We start from the raw sequence: 24,263 nt of genomic DNA, 5'->3' as shown, positions 1-24,263 counted from the left end.
TTGTAGTATTCGAAAAATCAGTAGTTTAGTTAAACCAATACGATAAGCAAGTATACCGTGTTACTAATGAAAGAGGACCTGATATGAACATCAGGTCCTCTTTTACTATATAATTATTTCCCTGCTTCTTTTAGTTCTTTTCCAGCTTTAAATACCGGCGCCTTAGCAGCAAAAAACTTGTAGGAATCATTATCAAGCGTTTTATTTTTCTCTACCGATTTAGCTTCTCGACAGCTTCCGCACTTGTATCTACACGTTTAACGAAAAAAACTAATAGTAGTGCAACAACATTCATGCCAAGCGCTACATAAAACGAATATTGAATTCCAGATAATAAAGCCTTCTGAGTTACTATTGCCTTCGTAGTTTCTGTAAAGGTTGTTGGATCTATATGAGACATTAAACTTTCAGCTTTTGTTTTTGTTACAGAGTTCATAATCGTAACAAGAATAGCAGTACCAATCGAACCGGACACTTGTTGAGCCGTATTATTAACAGCTGTACCGTGCGGGTTTAAGCGAGTTGGCAATTGATTAAGACCATTTGTCATAAGTGGCATCATAACCATCGCCATCCCAAACATCCGCAGTGTGTAGATAAGAATAATATGTGTGTGACTAGAGTCAATTTGCAGACTTGCCAACATATAAGTTGAAACAGCTGTAATGGAAAGCCCCACTATGCCAAGAATCCGAGGACCATATTTATCAAATAGTTTACCTGTAATTGGTGACATAATCCCCATTATAACCGCACCTGGAAGCATCATCAGTCCAGAGCTCAGCGGAGAAATGCCACGGACGTTTTGTACATAAGCTGGTGTTAAAATCATACCCGAAAACATGGCCACCGCGTTGACAATTGCAATTACAGACGCAAGTGCAAACATTGGGTACTTGTAAACACGTAAATCCAATAACGGTTCATCCATTTTTAATTGACGAATAATGAAAGCAATTAGGGCAATTGCGCCTATGATTAAGGTTGTTAAGACAACTTTATTTGTCCAACCATCGGAGCTTGCAGAACTGAATCCATATAACAAACCGCCAAAACCGACAGAAGATAATAGTAATGAGAGATAATCAAGTTTTGCATTTTTGTTTTGTTTCATGACATTCTCAGATTTCCAAATCCCTAACAGTAAGCTAATGATTGCTAACGGTAAAATCATTTCAAAAAGCAAACGCCAGTCATAATACTCTACAATATAACCTGATAGTGTCGGCCCAATTGCTGGAGCTGTAATCATAACTAGTCCAAAAATCCCCATTGCTGTTCCCCTTTTTTCTCTTGGAAAGCTTACTAGCATAATATTCATTAACAAAGGTCCCATAACTGAAGAGCCTGCCGCTTGAACCATCCGACCAGTAAGTAATAAACCAAAGTTAGGTGCTACAGCCGCTAAGGCAGTACCAAGAATAAAAATCACCATAGATGTAATAAATAGGCTCCTATTGGAGAAACGCGTTATTAAAAATGCTGAGGCCGGAATTAATATACCACTTACAAGCATATACCCTGTAGAAAGCCACTGGATCGTTGAATAATCTTGAATGTTTAAATCTTTCATTATTGATGGCAAGGCTACATTTAAAAGGGAGTTATTTAGAAATGAAACAAATGCCCCAATAAAAAGGATTACAAGCATTACATATGGTGGTTTTCTTTTATGTAATGTTTCACTCATATATTTAATTGCCCCTTCATTATAAATTTCATTGATTCGTTTAAATCGTTTACATATTTGCACAAGAAAATATTACCCTTGCAGTATTTTGCCAAACTCTTCGAATGGATATTCTCTTTTTAGCAATTCCACTTGCTCAACATACCATTTTAAAATCTTTTTGTTGATTAAACCTTTATAAAAATGTTTGTTAACGGAATTTAAATTAGGCTGAAATACAAAAAAGAAGCAACTGAAAATCCCCTTCTAAAATAAAGTGAAGCTTTAAATCAATGAGAATTTTACAGGCAGCGAGAAAAATCAAAAAGACTACGCACCCATTCCTTTAAATACAGGCTTGTAGATCTAGTTATGTAACCATCCATAAAAAGGAATATTACATAGGCTAAGTCTAACATTACATTTTTAAAGTGAGGAGAATAAGCGTATGGACCAATATTGGTATTTGAATTCAAAGGGAAATGGGCAACAATATACTAACCAAATTTCATTATATTCACAGCCCGAAATAACTACATCTGAGGTAATGAATGATTTGAAGCTTCCTGAGAATTGGAGTTACCGAGTCTATCCAGTTAGTTGGGATTCATCAGCCAATTATACGGGGTTCAATCCCCAACCTCCTCCCTTCTCTTGGGGGCAGCAGCCAATTAATTATGCAGAGATACTACCACAAGGTCACCCTGCTAATTGGACTCCATTACCAGGTCATGCAGGTTTTAATTTTCAAAAACCTCCCTTCCCCTGGGCGCAACCATTCAATCATACAGGGATGTTCGCACAAGGTCATCTCGCAGCTTTACTATCGCCGCCAGCTAAGGCTTTTAAATTCAATACCAATAACGGGGGTATTTTCGGAAACTCTCCAGGATGGGGTGGTCCGTGGGCCCCAATGGGATGGGGAAATAACGGAGGTAACAGTCAGCTAGGAATGCTTGGAAACTTACTTACAGCAGGAAAAGGCACCATGAGTGGAATAGGAATGATCAGTAGTCTAATCGGGATGGGGAAGTTCTTCTTTTAGTTAATTAGAACAGGAGAATGTGGCTGTAGCTTTAATCAGCCACATTTAAGGACAGTAATCTCCCACCTAACTTCCTAGCATAGCATTCGCGGAAATTTTAGGTGGATATGTATTGTTACAAGTTACTGTTTTACTTTGAGTGCTCCTTTACTTTCTTATCAAGTGCCTTACTATAAGCATCTTTGTTTTCCTGTGATAACTCATAAATTGCTTTTTTCCAATGCTCTCCGTCTACACCTGATAAAAATTCAGTACCTTTCATTGTAGCTTCTTGAATCTTCTGTTTATCTTCTTTACCAGCATCCTTAATTAACTTGGTTGCTTTTCTTGCCTCTGTTACCCCTTCTTGTATGGATTTGTGAATGTCTTTGTATGTATCAGGTACTTTTATGTGTTCCATATTGTCTAAAATTTTATCTATCTCGTTTGATGTTTTTAAAACAGCTTTTGCTTTTTCTTTGTCCTTTAAGGATTCTCCTAAGTTTAGTAACAGTTCATCCTTCTTAAATTGGAACTCTACCACTTGCTCACATATGTAGTACGGATACTGTTGTTCAGAAATTACTGTTTTCGTTATTGCTTTACTAGTTTGCTCAGTCTTATGAGTAGAATCTTTATCTCCTACCTCGCATCCGACTAATAGCATAAATGGAACTGCTAACGTTACTAGTTTCTTTGCTCTCATTATGTATTCTCCTTGTAGAAAGTATTGTAAGTAATTAACATATCAAACTATAACATACATTACATTATGGTTCACTTCCATTACGCTTTTAAAATATAAAATAAGAATACACCCCATAAGCCACAAATAAGATTAATAGAATAGAAATGCCGAGTACCGTATATATAATCCATTTTAAATTTGAATTCATATCATCCTCCTACCTCTCGGTAATTCCAGTATATAACAAAAAAAGCATTGGATACCCAATGCTTTTTACACTTACGCAAATAAAGAAGTATTCGCATATAAAGCTGGTGAACCACCTGAATGTACGAATAAAATATTGTCTTCCTTATTAAATTTATCTTTTCTAATTAAGTCGATTAATCCCGCTACTGCCTTACCTGTATACACTGGATCAAGTAAAATACCTTCTGTTTTCGCAAGTAACTGAACTGCCTCTACCATTTCCGGCGTTGGTAACGCATAGCCTGGTCCTACATATTCATCAAAGCACGTAACAGCGTCGCGCGAGATAAAGTTTGGAATACCAACATGTGCTGAAGTTTCATCTACAAGTTTTGCTACTTTCTCTTCTTGCTCAGCTTTTCCTCTACTTACGTTAATCCCGATTACAGGAATATGGCTTTGTGTTCCAGAAAAACCAGTAACTAAACCAGCATGCATACCGCCGCTACCACTTACACAAACAACTGAACTGAAATCAATTCCTTGCTCAAATGATTGCGCCATAATTTCTTGCGCACAAGCAACGTATCCCATAGCACCCGTAGGGTTTGATCCACCAACTGGAATTACATATGGTGTATTACCTTTTTCACTTACTTCTTGTGCTACTTTATGCATTTCTTCCATAAGATCTGCTCCGTTCGGTACAACAATGACATTTTCAGCACCTAATAAGTGATATAAGAAATAGTTTCCGTTAAAGTCTCTCTTCTCTTCTGGCTCAAGCCCTTCCTCTAATACAAGGATACATTTCATTTTTTCTTTTACCGCAGCTGCCAGTGTCAGGCGGCAATGATTTGACTGAATACCACCAGCTGTAATTAACGTATCTGCACCATTTTCCTGTGCATCTGCAACTAAAAATTCTAATTTTCTCGTCTTATTGCCACCAGCTGTTAAACCAAGTAAATCATCTCGTTTAAAATAAATAGTCGGGCCACCAAGTGCTTCAGAAAAGTTGTTTAACTTTTCAATTGGTGTATATGATTCTGTATATTTTTTTCTCGGGAATTTAGCTAAATTCATTGTAACGCTCCTTTTGTACTTCTTTCACAATATATGTAACGTTACTATTATTACACGTAAAAATGGTGAAGTCATCTTTCTCGGTTAAAAATGTATTAAAATTCGGTACATGAAATTTATATCGGCGGTTTTTCAAATATATCAGCGATTTTCAATTTATATCGGCGATTTTCAAAATATATCAGCGATTCTCAATTTATATCGGCGATTTCTCAAATATATCGACTTACCGACAAAAAGTGACAAAATAAAAAGAGCCCACACATTCAAATGCAGACTCCCTCCAATCACTTATTTACCGAAAAACGAAGTAACTGTGTTAATCCCGGCTCTAAATTCATTTCACCTTTATGGCGTACGTATACGACTTTATCCCCATCAAATTTCGGAGGGTTTGCTTTACTATACGTATGCCACTCATTCGTTCCTTCTATAGAATACTCCATATATTCAGTTGCACCGACAATTATATTTTCACTATCATCTGCCGTTACATTTGGTGCCATCTGCGCAATTTTTGAATCACTAATTAATAACTTCTTTATATCCTTATCACGTTTGTAATCATAAGCTGTCACAATTACATCGTTACCATATGCTTTCACTTGTAACCCTTGTTTAAATGAATAGCCATCAGGAGCAGTTTTCTCTCCTCCATTTGGTCCTGCTGACATCCAGCCTGTTTCAATCCCGCCCGTATTTACAACAGTGAAACCTTTTTCATCTCCGCCTTTAATTTTCTTTTTACCAGCCCAGTCAGGTAAGTTTAAATCCCAATGCGTATGGCTCGTGAAGAAAACAACCTGCGGATAGTCTTTTAATATATCGTACAATTTATCCACGTTTAAATAATCTTGTAAATACGGCGATTGTCTTGATCCCGATACCGTATCAGGTAAAACGTGATGAGAGAAAATAAAGATTGGCTTATTTTTATCTTTTTGACTATACTCTTCTAAATTTTGTTTTAACCAACCTAATTGCTCATCACTCATATATACTTCGTCCCACATTTTTGAATCGTGGTATTTCATATATTTTTCAGTTCCTAAAAATAAAAGTGGATAGCCATCTAATTCTTTTTTATGATATACCTTTTCTTGTCCACTAAATTGTAAGTAGCGACCAAATAGTGTTTCTTCCGTTACACCATTTGGCCATGTACTTTGAGAGAGTTTCCCATCCGCTGTCCATTTACCAGCATAAAACTCATGATTCCCAACAGTAGACCATACATTTTCCGGATGCTTATTTTTATTTAACACACGCTTTACATCATCATATTGTGACTGTTGTCCAGTCGGCGTTATATCCCCATTCATAATAAGCGCTCTAGAAAGTGGCGTTACTTTATTCATATCTTTTAATACGTGATCAAAATCTCCTAAATCACCTTGAATGTCACTAATAACATTAAAAGTTGTAGCTGATTTTCGAACTTGCTCTTTCCCTTCCGCATGTGCTGAAAATGTAGGTAATAATGCCGCCATAACTGCTAACGAAGCAACTGTCTTTTTCATACAAATTCTCCCCCTAATAATAGAATGTACAAACTGACATATTCTGCTTTCTCTTAGGTGCTTGTCCAATTCACATTATAGGGGGAGATTGTAAAGATTAATGGAATAAAAAATTAAGTGTTTTTTAAGAGATTTTGTCTTTTTTCACACTCCACAATTAGCAATTCGCGCCAATATAGCTTTCTAGTCTTTAACATTACATAAATGTAAATGAATATGATGAATCTCTTAGTTTAATATGTTGTCTTTTTAATCTCTGTTATATAACCGCCACAAAATATGCTATCTTTTCAAGTTCTCTTTCTTTAATAAACGTTACTCCTCTTTTAATTAGCCTTAAAATTGTAAAGTGGCTTAATAATATGTTTAATATCAATTGTTTCTTTTGTATTCTCAATAATTTCATCCATTGGCTTATATACCATTGGTGCTTCATCTAAAGTACTTTCTGCAACAGATGTAGTCCAAACCTCTGTCATTGTATTTTGAAAATCCTCTAAGTTAAGTACTTCTTTCGCCTTCTTGCGACTCATAATACGCCCTGCTCCATGAGGGCCAGAAAAGTTCCAATCTGGATTTCCTTTACCAAATGCAATGATTGAACCATCTCTCATATTGATTGGAATGATTACTCGTTCATCTTTCTGAGCTGAAATAGCACCTTTTCTTAGAATCATATTGTCCATATCGATGTAGTTATGGATTGTAGTGAATTGATCTGTTACTTTCCAATCCATTTTAGTGACGATTTCATCAATCATTGCTTTACGATTTAACTCCGCATATTTTTGTGCAATTTTCATATCATTCATGTAATCTTTAAATCCTTGTCCTTCTAAATAAGCTAATTCTTTACGAATCACCGGTTTCTTAATTTCACGTAAAGCTTCATGTATTTCTTGTTGTCTGCCTTCTTTCGTTAAACGCTCAATCATTTCTTCTTTAATAGATTTAACGTTTATAAGTTGCTCGTAAGCAAAGTTTTGATAATACTCTGCTACTTGTTTCCCTAAATTACGCGAACCACTATGAATAACAATGTATACATTTCCTTCATCATCCTCATTCAGTTCGACAAAATGATTGCCCCCGCCAAGTGTACCAATACTTTTTTGAGCACGTTGCAATGTAAACGGGGCTCTTACACTATCAAAATCAATCATTTTTGAAAATCTATGTTCCTTATCTCGAATACGAAAACCACTTGGGACAAATTTACGTATCGTTTCGTCTAAGTAATCGAAGTTGATTTCCTCTTTTTTCTTATTAATTATAACAACCTCCATGCCACAACCAATATCGTACTTACCTCCCAGTTTCCTGAAAGTGTGGACTATACCTTCTCTACAGTCATCGAGATATGCAGTCTCTACTGTAGGCTCACCGTATTAATTATTCCTCTTCAACTCAAAATGGATGAGGAATAATTCTGTACCTTAGTCTGCTAACATGGTACAAGTCTCTGAACCATTCGATTATGTCACCATAACCACTGGCTGCTGATTGCCCTCGCCTTTTATCGTTAGGGTTCCCAGTCAATTGAGTGAGTAGTTTAAAGTCTGAGCCGATTAGTTAACCCCGACTAAATTAGGAACAATCTTATCTTGAATTGTCATTGTTGTCCCAATCGTGCAACCTGCACCCGCATGTGTATCTGGCATAATACGAATCTTGCTATCCTTTACGAATTCTTGGTTACAAAGATCAATAATTTGACCTGCTGCCGTTTCTTCTACATTCGTAGTATATACTTTTGCTTCATTGTATTTTCCTCGTAATTTCAACATCTTCTATTTCCCCTTCCCTTTAGTTTCTACAAAACATTAATTTATACATATTTATAATTATATTTTCCACCACTACAGCTCATTTCCTTTTTTATAAAAAAAGACACAGAGATTCCTCCCCATGCCTACTAATTTCCTACCTTTTCACCGCATGCACATAATGCACTGTCTCAAAAGCTTCTAAATAATCGTTTCGTTCTTCAAAATATAATGTATTTATATCTTCTGGCGATAAATGTTCATAAATGAGTAAACCCGCCTTCTCTAACAATGCTTCCATTTCGGCATAAGAAAAACATGATTTCATCGGTTCTCCGCCTACCGCAGCCATTTTTACCATATTTTCAACTCGATTGGACAGTCCCTTTTCCGTAAACAAGTTTTCATCGGGATAATCGAAAACGATAGAACTTCCTGCCGGAACCACCTCAAATAAACATTCTATTAAACTAGAAAGTTCCTCTTTCGTTAAATAGTACGTTACACCTAATAGACTAAAGAACGTCTTTTTATTTTCAAATCCTTCATTTCGTAACTGCTCATAGAAAAATCCTTTCGTGAAATCCATCGAAACAAAATGAAGGTTATTTGGAACTTCAAGTTCTACTTCTTTTATTCTTTCCTTCTTAAACGCCTGCGTAGAAGGATGATCCACTTCAAATATTTCTATTTTATTCTCTAACTCTCGGTTTCTAAAACTGAACGTATCTAAGCCTGCACCGAGTATGACGTATTGTTTCGCTCCTAATGTAATTTCATGTAGTAATACTCTTTCACAATATGCGGCACGTGCTAAAGGTGTTGGTGATAACTGAACTTGTGTAATCCATTTTAATATTTCTTTTGGATTGTCTTGAAACTGCTCTGCAATGTCTGTATTGAAAAAGTGAATCCCTTGAACCATGTTCGTTTCAATATTATTACGTTCTTTTTGTGAAATGAAATCTTTAGCTACATAATCATTAAAGATTTTAGGACTATCAAATTCACTATGATACGCCCTTCCGAATGCTGATACTAACGACGTTACACTTGCTTCACCTTGTTTCACGCACATACACTCTCCTTCATTTTCACAACAAAAATAGGGTTCCCCTGGCCAGGAGAACCCTATTATACACCTTATTTTTATATTGGTAAATTATAGCATAAATAAGTTTTTTTGTCAAGTTTTCAGCCTACTAACGCTCCAATAATTTGTGTAATCTCTAGCAGGAAGATTTCGATCTACACCGAATATTCCAGTTCATAACAATACAAATGGAGGGCGTCATGAAAAGATTAGTCATCATTACAGTTGGAAAAACACACAGTGGAAAAACTACATTTGCAAGAGCATTAGAAAAAGAGTTACCCCACTCTTTCGTTATGGATCAAGATAATCAAGCTGAATTTATTAACACGCATTACGAAAAATTACAGCCGGCTAAAGGCCCTAATACATTTAAGCACGGTCTTTCAAAATTCATTGTTGATTATGCGAAAGAACATTCAAATTTACACCTTATCATTAGTAACTCCAATCGCAGTAAAAATGGAAGGTTATATTTACTAAACGAATTATTTCCACAGAATGAATATGTACGCATACTCGTTCATTTTGACATTCCAGATGATGTACTTTAAGAAAGAGTGGCTCGAAGCACGCGAAGTACCAATATTTTTAGAGGTGGATATTCTAGTTTCAAAGAAGTATTTGATCGACAACAAACTGAATCACTTCACGATGATGTGGTAGATCCTATAGAAAATGAGGCTGATTATTTGTTTGTTATTCGCAATAATAAAGATGTAAGCTTTACTATTGAAGAAATTGTTCATCTAGCTAAAGATTTATCCCCTACTCCAAAATAAGAGATTATAAAAATTACATAATCATAGATTATTATGCAAATACTTCCTCTAGACGGCGCAGATGGTATATAATGATGGAAGAATCTACTTCTATATGCTCATTTTTACACAAAACAGTTCATGCATATGAAAGAAAAGAGGTACAAAAATATGAAAACAAAAAAAACAATTGCTGCGTCTACACTAGCTTTAGCAATGATTGCTGGCGCGAACTCTGCTCATGCGGAAGTAAATGATGCTACTCCTCAGCAAAGTACGGGAGATCGATTAGCTGAAATTAAGCAACATAAACAAGAGTTAGATGCAAAATTGCAGCAACACAAAGAAAACGTGGATCAAACATTAAATGAACTTAACAAGGTTAAGGAAAATGTTGATACGAAGGTGAATGAACTACATGAACGTAAACAAGTTGCTGATGAAAAAATTAACGAAGTTAAACAGCATAAACAAGAACTAGATGCAAAACTGCAGCAAGACAAACAAATCGCCGAAGATAAAATCGCTGAAATTAAAGAGCATAAAAAACAAGTAGAAGATAAAGTTGCTGAAGTAAAAGAACATAAGCAAAATATCGATAACAAAGTGAATGAGATTAAAGAACATAAACAAACTGTCGATGAAAAAGTGAATGAAATGAAGCAACATAAAGAGAACATTGATCAAAAGGTTAATGAACTTAAGGAAGTTAAAAAACAAGTAGATGAAAAATTAGCTGAGTTAAAGAAAGCGAAACAAACTGCTGAGGACAAACTCGCTGAACTAAAAGAAAACAAGCCGAATACTGGTAACACGTTAGAGGAACTTAAGAAAATTAAAGGCAATTTAGACAGTCTTTCCGCTAACTTAGAATTAGCTAAACAAGATGTAAAAAATAAACTAGCTGTTTTACAAGAAGCTAGACAAGATTTAATTAATAAAATTAACGAAATTAAACAATCGAAACAAACTGTTTCAGATGATTTATCAAAGAAAAAACAAGACTTAGATATTAAAATCAACGACTTTAAGCATACTGAGAAAAAAATTGACGACAAATTAGCTGAGTTACATACAACGAAGCAAAATGTTGATAACAAGATTAATGAAGTATCACAGTCTAAACAAACGCAAGCAGATAATGGTACTAAAAACAATAACGCTAAAGAACTTCCTAACGCTGGTAGCGAGCAATCAAACAATATGGCTCTAGGAATGCTATCTGTATTAGGCGGTGTTTTATTACTTACTCGTAATAAAATTAAAACGTTATTCTCTAAATAAGTCCATTAAAAAAGGAAAACCGCACATACATGTACGGTTTTCCTTTTTTTATATTAACTGTCCATCTCGAAGCGTCAATATACGATCACATACATCAAGCATTCTTTCATCATGTGTAATCATAATTGCTGCTTTTTGGCTCTCTTTCACTTCGCGTTTCATCATTTCAACAACTTCACGTGCGCGTTTTGAGTCTAAGCTTGCCGTTGGCTCATCCGCTAATATTAAATCTGGGTTGTTCATGAACGCACGAGCGATTGCTACCCTTTGTTTTTCCCCGCCAGATAGTTGATTTGGATAATGATTCTTTCTTTCTCCTAATCCAAATGCCGCTAATAAATGATCTGCACGCTTTTCGGATTCTTGTTTACTTTCTTTTTTTAGCTTTGCAATGTAAAGTAACTGTTCTTTCACATTTAAATATGGAACAAGGTTTGCAAACTGGAAAATGAAGCCGATTTTTTTCAAACGAATGTCTGTCATTTCCTTTTCTGATAATTTCGTAATATTTTGCTCACGAATGTAAATATCCCCTTTTGACGGTGATAATAATGCACCCGCGATTGATAATAACGTACTTTTCCCTGATCCAGAAGGACCGACGATCCCGATAAATTCTCCAGCTTTCACATCAAGCGATATCGGATGAAGGGCTGTTACTTCCGTATTCCCTTCTCCGTACACTTTACTTACTTTGTCTAATTTTAATAATGAAGTCATTACATCCCGCCTCCAATTGCTTCTAATGCATCAACTTTTAATACTTGGTATAACGAAATAAGTGTTCCTAAAATACTAATTACGATAAAGATTGCTGCATATTGCGCAATCATCGGTGTTGTTAATAAGAACGGCATACCTGCTGGTAAAATTTGTTCTAACCCTTGTACAAGAACGATACTGATTACCATCGCAACGACTGATAAGAATAACGCCTGCACGACTAAGCTATTTGCTAAATACGAGTTCTTTGTACCGATTGCTTTTAATACACCTAATTGCTGTGTTTTTTGCAGTGTAATAACGTAGAAGAATACACCGATTAGTAATGCAGCGATAACAAGTAAGAACGCAATAATCATCGTTAATGTTCCTTGCTCTTCTTTAAATCCTGGAATACTTTGCAGTACTTCTTTTTTATCGATAACATGAGCATTTTTAATCTCTTTATCTGCGTTAAGTGCAATTGCACTATAATCTTTTTGGTTTGGTTGTGAAATGGATCCCCATACGTCTTCATTTACATAAACGACTGGTGTATGGCTAAACATTTGATCTTTCGTAAATCCGACGATTTTAAATTCTTTCTTTGAAACAGGATCGATAATTGTATCTCCAAGATCGATTCCCTTCTCTTTAATCGATTCGTCAGCAACCATCTCGTTGTTTGCTGTACCTAATTTCTCCCCTTTTACAATGTTCGGTTCTAAAAATGAATCCCGTTCACTTGAGAAAATAGCGATATCAACCTTTTTCGAACTATCTTTCTTTTCATATGTTGAAACTTTCACACGAAACGGAACGGCTTCTTTCTCGCCTACTTGATTTACTACGTTATCTACATCGTCTTTCTTAATTTGTGAACGAAGTAATTTATTTTCCGCATCATCTGCTAAAACGAACTTATTCGCCTCCATATTTTGAATCGATGAAGCATTATCATATGATAATCCATTTGCTAATCCTGAAATAACAAGGACTAAAAATGATAATAAAACCATGATAAGTCCGATTAATCCGTATCTTAATTTTGATTGTTTCAATTCACGCAGAGCTAAAAACATTTCGCTCGCTCCTTCCTCTTTCTTTCTATGCACTAATCATAAAAAAGAAATATGAACGGAATATGAACAGAAGATTACAGAGGGGAAATTAAATTACATCTGATACTTTTTGAGCGCGGGAAAGGTGCGGCTTTATAGCAGAAATGGGAGTACGTGAAATTTATATCAGCGATTTTTCAAATATATCAGCGCAAATAGAATTATATCGGCGATTTTCAAAATATATCGGCGCAACTCAAATTATATCAGCGATTTTCCGATTATATCGACTTACCGACATAAAACGACAAAAAAAGAGGCCGTTCCGAAACAGCCTCTTTCTTTCCATCTATTTCGGAAGCTCCACCCGAACGGTTGTTCCTTCCCCCTTCGTACTATACACCGAAACGTTTCCATGATGCAGTTCAACAATCTTCTGCACAATCGACAACCCTAAACCGCTACCTTCTACGTTTCTCGTCCTTGCTGTATCTACTTTGTAAAAACGGTCAAAAATACGATCCATTTCTTCTTTTTCCATACCGATTCCGTTGTCTGATATAGAAATAATGACACTAGACTCTAACTCTTCGACGAAAAACTCAATCGTTCCACCATCGTTTGAAAACTTAATGCTATTCGTGAAAATGTTACTCCATACTTGATGAAGTAAGTTTTCATCACCTTTTATAGTGATATCTGGCACATCAAATTCAACGGCGATATCTTTTTCCCGCCATTTCCACTCAAGCATAAAAATGACGTCTTTAATTTGCTTCTGCAGATTGAATTCTCTTATTTGTAGAACCTTCTCTTCTTTATCTAATGACGCAAGGGTAAGTAACTGTTTACATAAACTAGACATTCGCTTACTTTCACCCTCAATAATTTGTAAGTAATGATTTCTTTCTTCCTCACTCATCTTTTCTGTTTGCAACGTTTTTGAAAAACCTTGTATGGAAGAAAGTGGCGACTGAAATTCATGTGAAACGTTCGAAACGAATTCTTGTCTCATTTCATCTAGTTCTTTAATACTCTTCGTCATCTTTTGGAAGCTTGTAGATAACGTTCCTATTTCATCTTTTCGTTTTACATCTAATTCAATTTCATATTCCCCACTCGCAATTTTTTGCGTAGCCTTCGTAAATTTACGGATTGGGCGAACGATATAACCTGCTGCAATCGCTATAAAAATAATACTTAATAGTACGATAAACCCTAGTAATACCGCTAGAAAAATTCTCATCTCGCCGAATTGTTGTTGAACGTCAGGGCGAATGAATAAAGCGTACTGTTTATCACCGTGTTGTACTGGGACACCGACGCTATTAATTAATTCATTATCGAAAAACCCTGTAATAAAGAGACGCGTTGGATATGTAGAAACACCATTAAACGTTTCTCCTTGCAATACTTTATGAACAGTAGCATCGCTAATAGACGTCTTACGAAACGCATTACCGATACGCTTTCCATTCTTTTGATCATCGACAATATAAATTTCATACCCTAACTTTGCGATAGAATGTAAGTACGCCTCTTGATTTTCTTCACTTTGCTTTTCATATAACGATTTAACTTCTTCAGCATACTTTAAAATCTTTTCACTGTTATACGGTTTTAATTTCACTTGATAATATACGTTCGTTAATAAAAAGCCGATAATACTACTAAGTAGCATAATGCCGACCGTCATAAATACAAATCTAGAATATAGTGATTTCATCTTAGTTCAACTCCAACTTATACCCGAGGCCGCGCACTGTCGTAATTTGAAAATCATCCGTTCGTTTTGAGAAACGATCTCGCAGCCTTTTCACATGAACATCAACTGTTCGTTCATCTCCTTCAAAATCCATTCCCCATACTAATTCAATTAGCTCTTCTCTTGAAAATGTTCTTCCAGGATAACTAGCAAGTTGTGATAATAACTCAAATTCCTTTAAAGGAAGCAAAATTGTTTGACCGTTACACTTTACTTCTACACCTTTTCGATCAATTGTCGTTCCGTGCAACGTAATAATATCTGCACTCAGCATTTGATAACGTCGTAATAAAGCTTTCATACGGAAAATCACTTCAGCTGGTTCAAATGGTTTTACGATATAATCGTCCGTACCAGAAATAAATCCTTTTTCTTTATCAACTAACTGATCTTTCGCCGTTAATAAAATAACCGGTATATCATGATACTTCCGGATTTCTTCACATAACGTATAGCCATCAACGAACGGCATCATAATGTCTACGATCGCAAGATGAATATTTTCCTTCTCTAAAACGTCTTGCGCTACCTTTCCATCTTCTGCTTCAAAAACTTTAAACCCCTCTTTTTGTAAATGGTAATGCAACAACTCTCTAATATGCTTATCATCATCAGCTAATAAAATATGTATCATCTTCATTAAACCCTCTCTTGTTCATCCTTCTACATCCTTACCTTAAGAAACAATTGAATTTTTTGCAAGAAAAAGAAAAAGAATCTATTTTGAAAAAAGACTATTCAAAATAGATTCTCACGTTTTAGTATTAAAATTATTTTAATCAAAAACAATTTCTAAGCCTTCGAAATATCAACAAATCCTTCTCCGAACACATCACGAACATCGTGTATAGCGATGAACGCCGCCGGATCCGTAGTTTGAACAATCCGTTTTAGCTTCACTACTTCTTGCTTATTAATAACAACATAAAGAATATCCTTCGGCGTTTTCGTGTAATAGCCATGACCTGAATACACGGTAACCCCTCTCCCCATTAAGGTTGTCACCTTCCCGGCAATTTCATCTGGATTATCAGAAATAATCGTAATAGCCTTCTTCGGATTTAACCCTTCAATTACAAATTCCATCACTTTCGTTGCCACATATAGCATAATAATTGTTATCATCAGTTTTTCTGCACCAATGATGAAATAAGATGAAAACGCAACGATTAAATCGAAGAACAGTAGACCGTAGCTAATACTCCAGCCTAAATACTTATGCGTCATTCTTGCTAAGATCGTAGTACCTGCTGTCGTTCCACCAACGCGAATGATAAGACCAATACCACACCCGATAAATATTCCTCCGAAAATGGCATTTACAAGCATTTCATCCGAAGCAATTGTCCAGCCTTCTGTTAAATGAAGAAATAGCGAGTTAGTCACTACAGCGATAATCGTATAAATTGTTGTGATTTTATTTAAAAATTTATAACCTACTATTAACAAAATCGCATTTAAAATTAAGTTAACTAAACCTGGTGACCATTCAAATAAATAGTACGTAATAATCGTGATACCTGTTACCCCACCCTCACCAAACTCGTTCGGGATAACAAATAAATTGACACCTAACGCAAAAAGAAATGCACCAATAATAATAAAAATAATGTCTGTCGTTCTTTTTTTCATACAGTACCTCACTTCTTATGTAAATATTTATTCTGTCATAAACTCTCACCATTATATCGTGGAATATTCAAATCGAACAGTGGTTTGTTTTTATTTTAATATAAGATAAAAAATCAACATTATTTATTATGTACTGCAAATAAAGTTTTGATTTCAACCGTAATTTACTCTTAAAAAGAAATGCTCAACATTGACTTGCGCAAATTTCAAATAAAAAAGTACCCATCTAATTGTCATACGCAATGAGATGGGTACTGCATGATACATTTATTTTTTACATGTATTGTTTGGAGAAAATTGCAAATAACGACCTATACTCGCCTTATTAAGACCAAATCCATACATCATCATTATTTTCAGCGTTCGTCTTTGCTTCATGAACTTTTTCAATATGATCAACTGTGTTCCAGTTAATAGAAATACCACCCCAGCCTACATACTTCATATCAATTTTCACTTTCTCACCCACATTAAATACTTGTCCCTTTGTTAAGAAAACATCAATAATAGCTTTCTTCCCATTTAGCGATGGATACTCAACTACAACATATTTAGTAGCACCGTCTCCCTCATCTTCCATCGTTCTTGCTTTTGATACTTCTCCAATTACATAATTAGGTGAGCCATCTTCTTTCATGTGCATACCTAACTTGTTTGTTGTATTTTCAACTGCAGTTGCAACCATATATTCTGTAAAATTACGCATCATAGATCCAGTAGCTTTTACTTCATCTCCTACTTTCACATTTGAAAGTGAATCAATATACACACTAACCGGTTCCTCATATTGCTTAGATTTTACAACAATTACACCGTTATCTACTTCTACTACTCGTCCTTCTAACGTCGAGAAATTCGATTCAATAGAAGCTGCACTCGCTTTTGTTACTTCTAGTCCTGGTAAATTTGTTCCTGATAATGCTGCGATCCCTAAAGCACCTGCTAAAATTAATTTTTTCATACCCATTATGAAACATCTCCATTCATGATGATTTTATTTTTTTGATTGGTATCGACCAACCTGTAATCATTATAGTTACAGGTAGTGAAAATAACAACCGTTTTCCTCATGCAATGTTGCATACTGTAATTTTCAAATATAAATCGGTTATTCCTATATTCAACACTAAGACTGAATTCTTGAATCCCAGCAGGTAAACGGATTGATGATGAAGAAACTAATGTCATACATCATGTTTTTCAATGATACAGTTTGTATAATCGTAGTCCATTACATTATGTAGGAGCGGAGTTAACATGTTAAAAAAACCAAAGAGATTACAGCCAGGAGATACCGTGGCGACAGTAAGTCCTTCGTGGGGAGGAGCAGATAACGATATGACAGGACTCAAATAAATAAAAAACACTCCTATAAGATATGACTGTGAATTGGTACTTTTCAAATGATATGAAGATTACTTATCTAATGATAAAGGGGGATTTGCGTGTATGGAAGTAACATTTACAGTAAGTAAATGGGATGAAAAACTAATTGATGATACTAGAAAAGATTTCCCTATTAATATTGCCCATGTTGAATATGATATTGATGGAGAATTAAAAGGAAAAGCTTTTGTTGAATACTTATTATATTATCTAGACTCAAATATAAATGATGGTCACTTGGCTACGGCTAAAATTTCTGGATTTTTACACTTTGAAGGAATTTATAAGGGGCAACAAGGGACATTCACAGCTATAGAGCAAGGAATATTTGATAAAGGAAATTTAGATTCCCCAGGAACAATTATTAAAGCTACCGGTAACTTAGAAAATCTGAGAGGGTCCTATAATTATCAGTTTACAGGTCAAACTAGTAAACTGATTTTAGAGTTTGAATTTTAGCAAAATACCTTACATTTTAGCAGAAAGGACATTTCTTGTAATACTCGGAATGTCCTTTTTGTTGACGAGCTTATTCAACTATTTTCTAATAGTTAAGAAAAGAACAGAATATACGTTATGGGGGAATTAAAACGCTAAGCCTGAGAGGCATGGAGAACCCACTTATTCATTACTTCTCCTATTAAAGAATAATCCCCGAAAAACTTCCCTTCATAACTTCTTTTCCAACTTGATTCACACATGTAAACATCGCAATTATCTTTGTACGTTTTTTTCATCAGGTTCTAATTGTTCAATTGTTACGTCACAACGAATCGTTACTATTAATTGGTGACTTTCGATCAAATGAAAATCGCCTCTTATAGAGAGCAGTTTTACTTATATTTATTCTTATGCAAATTCTGACGCATATTCTTCGTATGTCTTTAATGTATTAAGCAATCGAGCTGATTCAATCATGATTTCGTTCGAAGAATCAGTTACACAAATGACAATAAATCGATTATCATCTCTATCTCCAAACAATCCTTCTGATTCAAGTTCCATTAACACATTTAACGTTTCTTTCAACAGTGTATTTACTCGTATATTAAAGTCATCTTCGACAATATTATGATATTTCTTAATAATTTTTTTCACTTCATCAAACATTCCAAAATCGTCCCATTCGCTCCACTCAACAGCTCCGTATCTATAATAATTGTATAAAGGGTCCGATTTATTAACTTTGATTAGTCTTTCTTCATTAGCCACTGGTCCAATGCTATTGACACAATCGTCTGTTAATATGGAGTACCCATATATTGTGTCAACACCGCACCTAGTTAAAAGTTCGTTATAATGACAACGAATTGCATTTTTCAATTCAACATAAAAACTTTTTTGAAGATGCATTTTCATCGTATTTCCTCCATTTTTTGTAGCGACCTGCTGTTACATATTTCAATCTTAACATGAAAATCAACATTAAACGTTAACTGAGCCAAAATAAGAAAAACCGAAACTCAAATCATTTCGGTTTTTCAAAACTATAGAAGTCAATATTTACTTTAAAGAATGAACAAACAATCCACTACGCAGTTTCGGTTCAAACCACGTTGATTTCGGCGGCATGACTTCTCCGGCATCTGCGATTGCTAATAAATCTTCCATAGATGTCGGATATAATGCGAATGCTGCTTTGTATTCGCCGCTGTTCACAAGGCGTTCTAGTTCTTCTAACCCCCGTATTCCGCCAACAAAATCAATGCGTGAATCAGAACGCGGATCATGTATTTCAAGTACTTGGCTTAATAAATGATCTTGCAGGATAGATACATCTAAACCTCTAACAAGATCATTCGCATCAAATGTTTCTTCTTTCACAGTAAGCTTATACCACTTCTCATTTACATACATTCCAAATGCTTTTGGTTCATTTGGTTTATACGGAGAAACAGGTGCTTCTTCTACATAGAAGTATTGCTTGATTTGTTTTAAAAACTGTTCTTCTGATAAACCGTTTAAATCTTTCACAACTCGGTTATAGTCCCAAATCGATAATTCATCATGAGGGAATAGAACCGATAAGAAGAAATTAAATTCCTCTTCTCCTGTGTAATTTGGATATTGTTCTCTTCTCATAAGTCCTACTTTTGCAGCTGATGCAGAACGGTGATGCCCATCTGCAATATAAAGATTAGGAATATCTTCAAATGCGTTTACTAAAGTCGTAATTACATCTTCATCTGCAATCTTCCACGCAACATGCTTAACACCGTCTTCTGCTGTAAATGTATAAATTGGCGCATGCTCTTCTTTCCAGCTTCTAATTAAATGCTTTACTTCATCTTTTGTACGGTAAGTTAAAAATATCGGACCTGTATTTGCGTCACACACATCTACGTGGCGAATACGATCTAGTTCTTTTTCATGACGTGTTCTTTCATGTTTTTTAATTGTATCATCTTCATACTCATCAATAGATGTACAAACGACAAGGCCTGACTGCGTTCTTCCTTGCATCGTCAGTTCATAAATATATAGCGCTGGCTCTTCATCTTGTATGAACACTTCTTCTCGTATAAATTGCTTTAAATTGTCGCCCGCTTTTTCATACACGCGATCATCATACGGTGACAATTCAGGATCTAAATCAATTTCTGCTTTATCAACATGCAAGAAAGAATATGGATTCCCTTTTACAACTTCCCTTGCCTCTTCACTATTTAATACGTCATACGGTAAAGCTGCCACTTGTGCCGCTTTTTCCTCTACTGGACGAATGGCCCGAAACGGTCGTATTTTTGCCACATTCCTCTCTCCTTTACACAATCATTCGAACGGCTACAACACCTGTAATTTTGCTTATATTTTCTACAATATTCTCTTTTATTATATCATCAATTCCGTTATCGATATCAATCATTGTGTATGCCCAAGAATGTTTACTACGATTAATCATATCGGCAATATTAATATGATGTTCCGCTAAGCATCCTGTAATTTGCCCTACCATATTCGGGACGTTTTGATGCATAATTGTAATTCGTTTCTTTCCGATATACGGCAATTCTACGTTTGGATAATTTACTGAGTTACGAATATTTCCTGTCTCTAAATATTCACGTAATTGACGCGCCGCCATTACTGCACAATTTTCTTCCGATTCAGACGTTGATGCGCCAAGGTGAGGCGTCGCTGTTACATTTTTCATCTTTATTACATTTTCATTCGGGAAATCCGTTACGTAATGTGTAATAATATCTTCTTCTAATGCTGTTTGAAGAACCTTTTCATCTACAAGTTCTCCTCTAGAGAAATTAAATAGACGCATCCCTCTTTTCATCTTCTCTACAGCGTGTTCCCCAATGATCCCCTTCGTTTGATTCGTAAGAGGAATATGCAGTGTAATATAATCACACGTTGCAAAAATTTCATCAAGGCTAAATGCTCTTTGCACATGTGTAGAAAGACGCCAAGCTGTTTCAACTGAAATATAAGGATCATATCCGATAACATCCATGCCTAACGCTAACGCATCGTTCGCAACTAAAGCACCGATTGCGCCAAGTCCGATAACACCTAGACGTTTCCCTGCAATTTCTGATCCAACAAATTGTTTTTTTCCTGATTCAACAAGCTGTGGTACTTCTTCACCCTCTAAGTTTTTCGTCCAACTTACACCATTAATAATGTTACGTGAAGACATAATAAGACTGGCAATAATGAGTTCCTTTACAGCGTTTGCATTTGCCCCCGGCGTGTTAAATACTACAATTCCTTTTTCTGTACATCGCTCGACAGGAATATTATTTACACCAGCGCCAGCTCTTGCAATCGCCTTTAAGTCTTTTGAAAACTCTTCTTGATGTAGAGAGTAGCTACGAAGCAAAATTCCATCTGGATGATTGATTCTATCTCCTACTTCATAACGTTCTTCAGTAAAAACTTGCAAACCTTTTTCTGCAATTTGATTTAACGTTTGAACACGAAACATATCCCCATCTCCCTATCTATTCTCAAGCTCAAATTCCTTCATATAATCTACTAATCGTTTTACGCCGTGTGCTGGCATCGCATTGTAAATACTGGCACGCATACCGCCAACTGAGCGATGTCCTTTTAACGTAACAAGGCCGCGTTCCTTCGCTTTTTGTAAAAACTCATTGTTAAGTTCTTCTGACGGTGTTGTAAATGGAATGTTCATAAGTGATCGATACGCAGGATCAACTGGTGAAGTAAACAATTTAGATTCATCTAAAAAATGATAAATAAGTGAAGATTTCATTCTATTTTGTTCTTCAATCGCAGATACTCCGCCTTGCTCTTTCAACCACTCTAGTACAAGTTTTGTTACGTAAATACTAAAGGATGGCGGTGTATTATATAAGGAGTTATTTTTACTGTAAGTTTCATAATTTAACATTGTCGGACAAGAGCGATCTGCTCCCCCAATTAAATCTCTTTTTATAATAGCAATCGTTAAGCCCGCAGGTCCTAAATTCTTTTGCGCCCCCGCGTATATAAGACCAAACTTCGAAACATCATATTGTTCTGACAAAATATTTGAAGACATATCCGCAACGAGCGGCACTCTTTCTATATGTGGAATATCCACATATTTTGTCCCCTCAATTGTATTATTCGTTGTAATATGTACATAATCTAGTTTTTCATCGCTTAGTAAACCGTCCAGTTTAGGAATCGTAGTAAACTTCTCTTGCTCGGAAGAAGCAATTACTTGTACTTCCCCAACTTTTTCGGCTTCTTGCAGTGCCTTTTTAGACCATGAGCCAGTTAGTACGTATCCAGCTTTTTTATACGTATTCATTAAGTTCAGTGGTATCATAGAAAATTGTAATGACGCACCACCTTGTAAAAATAAAACTTCATACTCATCAGGGATGCTCATTAATTCACGAAGTAAGTTACTCGCTTCCTCTATAATACTTTGAAAATAAGAAGATCGATGACTCATTTCCATAATAGACATGCCTGTCCCGTTATAATTTACAAGCTCCTTTTGCACTTTCTCTAAAACTGGCAAAGGGAGTATTGATGGTCCTGCTGAAAAATTATAGACTCTCTCCATTACCCTCATAACCTCCCTATTTCTCATTTTTATTAATTTTTAAACTTTCTGAATTATAACCCAAAATATAATACGTGGTCAATTTGTTTTCTATTATTACGGCGCAAGACGCAATGGAATCGCTTGCATGTGCAAACTATTTTTATAAACATACAAAAAAGTGTTAAGTACATAATCGTACTTAACACTCTAGTAATAAAGTATAATTGCTAATTATCCGTGAAGAACCGATCAAAAATTTGATAAATAGCAGAAAGACCAATGAGCCAATAAATAGTGTCCACAAGCGCCGGCATAGAACCAAACCATTTCTCAACTACATTGTAATCTAACGCTACAAACAACCAATTCAAACCGCCGAGAATCACCAAAATTACTGTAAGGTAAGACAAAAATTTCATTATGATTGCCCCCTAGGTGATAAGATGGTGAAAGGCCTTTCACTAGAAATATATGTAGTAAACTTCAAAACTTACCTATTTTGTAAAAATTATTTTCGGTACCAGCCGTTAATAACTGCCTCCGCTTCTTTACTATGTATTTGATACGGATGTGTACTATCATTAGAGCCAATAAACCAAATTGAAAAACCTTTAAAATATGGTTTCGGTTCTAATACATCGCGGTAAGCACGCCATCCATTTAATTGTACATCTTTCGAAAACACATTAGAAACATCTGGATTCCACGGATTTTGCAGTCCAAGTTCACGTGCTGGAACGTTAAATCCACCAAAATAAACGGGCTTTCCTGTTGCATTATGTAATTGTTCCAATTGCTGAACAACATTTTGTCCACGGTTATATACTGTCGTCGCAAATAAACCTTGCTTCACTTCTTCATATGACGGATTCCTTTTTCCAGAAACTTCAAACCAACTATCGATACTAACAATATCTACCTTCTTTAAATACGGACGGTTTATTTTCTCTATAAACTTCGCTTCATAAGAAGGATCCCAGCTTGCTGTTAACCACCAGTTCATTTGATACAAAACATTTCCTTTATACTGATTACGAACAAAATCAATTGTATCGCTCCAGTATCCTTCTGCATACTCCATATTCACGAAATTAGAAGCAATCTTTAGTCCATACACATTGTATTTACTTGTAATGGAATTAAAAATATCTTGCAGAATAACCGTCTTCCAATTCCAGAAGAAATCATTAATGTTACTTGGGTTCCATTCTGTCTCTCCAACATTCCCCTGCTGAATATATGGGAACGGTTCCACTATAACTTGAATATTACGCTTTAATAATTCTTGAATTAAAATAATAGCTTGTTGCTTTTGCGCTTGATTAATTACCATATTAGTAGAAGTCACATTTGGGATATCTACTTGAATCGGTACATTTACTGTATTTAAATTTAAGCGCTCCACATCCGCTAATACTTTCGCTACATTTCCAACTTCCCATACTGTTACGTTTCCTGATTTGATTTTTCCAGATTGAACAGTATTTACATCTGCCTGTACATTTCCTTGAAAACAAAAAGAAAACAACATAATAAACACTCCTAAAAAACTTATTAAACTCTTATTTTTCTTCACAACTTTCCCCCTATAATTTTTGCCTTTCTTGATTATTTTATACAACG

At 35.4% G+C, this 24,263-nt stretch carries 22 protein-coding genes and 1 pseudogene; 4 read left to right on the top strand and 19 right to left on the bottom strand.

The window, feature by feature from the left end; translation table 11 throughout:
* Positions 1–211 precede the first annotated feature (211 nt).
* Positions 212–1,690: a DHA2 family efflux MFS transporter permease subunit gene (locus AU379_RS08010; protein ID WP_000005138.1), complete on the bottom strand. Its 1,479-nt coding sequence runs from the start codon at positions 1,688–1,690 to the stop codon at positions 212–214.
* Between the two features lie 427 nt (positions 1,691–2,117).
* On the opposite strand from AU379_RS08010, the gene AU379_RS08005 reads away from it, so the two are divergent.
* Entirely contained in the window at positions 2,118–2,714 is a 597-nt protein-coding gene (locus tag AU379_RS08005; protein ID WP_044795138.1) for a hypothetical protein, read from the top strand.
* A gap of 130 nt (positions 2,715–2,844) precedes the next feature.
* On the opposite strand, the gene AU379_RS08000 is transcribed toward AU379_RS08005, so the two are convergent.
* From AU379_RS08000 to AU379_RS07975, 6 genes are all read right to left on the bottom strand, one after another.
* Positions 2,845–3,399: a hypothetical protein gene (locus AU379_RS08000; protein WP_001201801.1), complete on the bottom strand. Its 555-nt coding sequence runs from the start codon at positions 3,397–3,399 to the stop codon at positions 2,845–2,847.
* Positions 3,400–3,660: 261 nt separating this feature from the next.
* Positions 3,661–4,656 carry a D-cysteine desulfhydrase gene (locus AU379_RS07995; protein WP_001046619.1) on the bottom strand — a complete coding sequence of 332 codons (996 nt, stop codon included), beginning with the start codon at positions 4,654–4,656 and terminating at the stop codon, positions 3,661–3,663.
* A 287-nt stretch (positions 4,657–4,943) separates the two neighbouring features.
* The gene (locus AU379_RS07990) at positions 4,944–6,176 is read right to left on the bottom strand and encodes a DUF4073 domain-containing protein (RefSeq protein ID WP_000754269.1); all 1,233 of its coding nucleotides are present in this window, start codon (positions 6,174–6,176) and stop codon (positions 4,944–4,946) included.
* A 326-nt stretch (positions 6,177–6,502) separates the two neighbouring features.
* Positions 6,503–7,462 (bottom strand): RNA-splicing ligase RtcB, encoded by a 960-nt coding sequence (locus AU379_RS07985; RefSeq protein WP_016118245.1) that lies wholly within the window; start codon positions 7,460–7,462, stop codon positions 6,503–6,505.
* Between the two features lie 282 nt (positions 7,463–7,744).
* Entirely contained in the window at positions 7,745–7,963 is a 219-nt protein-coding gene (locus tag AU379_RS07980; RefSeq protein WP_000916247.1) for an RtcB family protein, read from the bottom strand.
* Positions 7,964–8,099: 136 nt separating this feature from the next.
* Positions 8,100–9,020 (bottom strand): class I SAM-dependent methyltransferase, encoded by a 921-nt coding sequence (locus AU379_RS07975; protein WP_082769917.1) that lies wholly within the window; start codon positions 9,018–9,020, stop codon positions 8,100–8,102.
* 215 nt (positions 9,021–9,235) lie between these two features.
* On the opposite strand from AU379_RS07975, the pseudogene AU379_RS07970 reads away from it, so the two are divergent.
* Positions 9,236–9,817 (top strand): annotated as a pseudogene (locus AU379_RS07970) (ATP-binding protein).
* A 150-nt stretch (positions 9,818–9,967) separates the two neighbouring features.
* Positions 9,968–11,080 carry an LPXTG cell wall anchor domain-containing protein gene (locus tag AU379_RS07965; protein WP_044795144.1) on the top strand — a complete coding sequence of 371 codons (1,113 nt, stop codon included), beginning with the start codon at positions 9,968–9,970 and terminating at the stop codon, positions 11,078–11,080.
* A gap of 48 nt (positions 11,081–11,128) precedes the next feature.
* Here the strand turns inward: AU379_RS07965 and AU379_RS07960 are convergent, their stop codons facing one another.
* The 6 genes from AU379_RS07960 to AU379_RS07935 form a co-directional block, all read right to left on the bottom strand.
* Positions 11,129–11,800 (bottom strand): ABC transporter ATP-binding protein, encoded by a 672-nt coding sequence (locus AU379_RS07960; RefSeq protein ID WP_000202587.1) that lies wholly within the window; start codon positions 11,798–11,800, stop codon positions 11,129–11,131.
* Positions 11,800–12,864, bottom strand: a complete 1,065-nt coding sequence (locus AU379_RS07955) for an ABC transporter permease (protein WP_061139090.1) — start codon at positions 12,862–12,864, stop codon at positions 11,800–11,802. Before AU379_RS07955 ends, AU379_RS07960 begins: the two co-directional genes overlap by 1 nt.
* Before the next feature lie 328 nt (positions 12,865–13,192).
* Positions 13,193–14,569: a HAMP domain-containing sensor histidine kinase gene (locus AU379_RS07950; protein ID WP_000839491.1), complete on the bottom strand. Its 1,377-nt coding sequence runs from the start codon at positions 14,567–14,569 to the stop codon at positions 13,193–13,195.
* Between the two features lies 1 nt (position 14,570).
* On the bottom strand, positions 14,571–15,248 hold the full coding sequence (locus AU379_RS07945; RefSeq protein WP_000781962.1) for a response regulator transcription factor: 678 nt from the start codon (positions 15,246–15,248) through the stop codon (positions 14,571–14,573).
* A gap of 152 nt (positions 15,249–15,400) precedes the next feature.
* Positions 15,401–16,240 carry a YitT family protein gene (locus AU379_RS07940; RefSeq protein WP_016118250.1) on the bottom strand — a complete coding sequence of 280 codons (840 nt, stop codon included), beginning with the start codon at positions 16,238–16,240 and terminating at the stop codon, positions 15,401–15,403.
* Positions 16,241–16,565: 325 nt separating this feature from the next.
* Entirely contained in the window at positions 16,566–17,207 is a 642-nt protein-coding gene (locus AU379_RS07935) for a F0F1 ATP synthase subunit alpha (protein ID WP_000525522.1), read from the bottom strand.
* Between the two features lie 482 nt (positions 17,208–17,689).
* Between AU379_RS07935 and AU379_RS07930 the strand changes: the two genes are divergently transcribed.
* Complete coding sequence (locus tag AU379_RS07930; RefSeq protein WP_000454079.1) at positions 17,690–18,085, top strand: DUF3224 domain-containing protein; 396 nt, start codon at positions 17,690–17,692, stop codon at positions 18,083–18,085.
* Positions 18,086–18,475: 390 nt separating this feature from the next.
* On the opposite strand, the gene AU379_RS07925 is transcribed toward AU379_RS07930, so the two are convergent.
* From AU379_RS07925 to AU379_RS07900, 6 genes are all read right to left on the bottom strand, one after another.
* Positions 18,476–18,985 carry a DUF4303 domain-containing protein gene (locus tag AU379_RS07925; protein WP_000781769.1) on the bottom strand — a complete coding sequence of 170 codons (510 nt, stop codon included), beginning with the start codon at positions 18,983–18,985 and terminating at the stop codon, positions 18,476–18,478.
* A gap of 144 nt (positions 18,986–19,129) precedes the next feature.
* A complete protein-coding gene (locus AU379_RS07920) occupies positions 19,130–20,377 on the bottom strand; it encodes a DUF1015 family protein (protein ID WP_001063069.1) in 1,248 nt (415 codons plus the stop codon).
* A gap of 13 nt (positions 20,378–20,390) precedes the next feature.
* The gene (locus AU379_RS07915; protein WP_000490230.1) at positions 20,391–21,563 is read right to left on the bottom strand and encodes a 3-phosphoglycerate dehydrogenase family protein; all 1,173 of its coding nucleotides are present in this window, start codon (positions 21,561–21,563) and stop codon (positions 20,391–20,393) included.
* A gap of 12 nt (positions 21,564–21,575) precedes the next feature.
* Complete coding sequence (gene serC / locus AU379_RS07910) at positions 21,576–22,658, bottom strand: 3-phosphoserine/phosphohydroxythreonine transaminase (protein ID WP_000442941.1); 1,083 nt, start codon at positions 22,656–22,658, stop codon at positions 21,576–21,578.
* 209 nt (positions 22,659–22,867) lie between these two features.
* Positions 22,868–23,059, bottom strand: coding sequence for a DUF378 domain-containing protein (locus AU379_RS07905; protein WP_000670803.1), 192 nt, complete (start codon positions 23,057–23,059; stop codon positions 22,868–22,870).
* Positions 23,060–23,148: 89 nt separating this feature from the next.
* The gene (locus AU379_RS07900; RefSeq protein ID WP_000739763.1) at positions 23,149–24,216 is read right to left on the bottom strand and encodes a hypothetical protein; all 1,068 of its coding nucleotides are present in this window, start codon (positions 24,214–24,216) and stop codon (positions 23,149–23,151) included.
* Positions 24,217–24,263: the final 47 nt, after the last annotated feature.

The organism is Bacillus sp. JH7, from assembly GCF_001563515.1.
Taxonomy (GTDB): domain Bacteria; phylum Bacillota; class Bacilli; order Bacillales; family Bacillaceae_G; genus Bacillus_A; species Bacillus_A cereus.
Note: the sequence above shows the minus strand (reverse complement) of the source record. Positions and strands in the feature narration are given on the sequence as shown.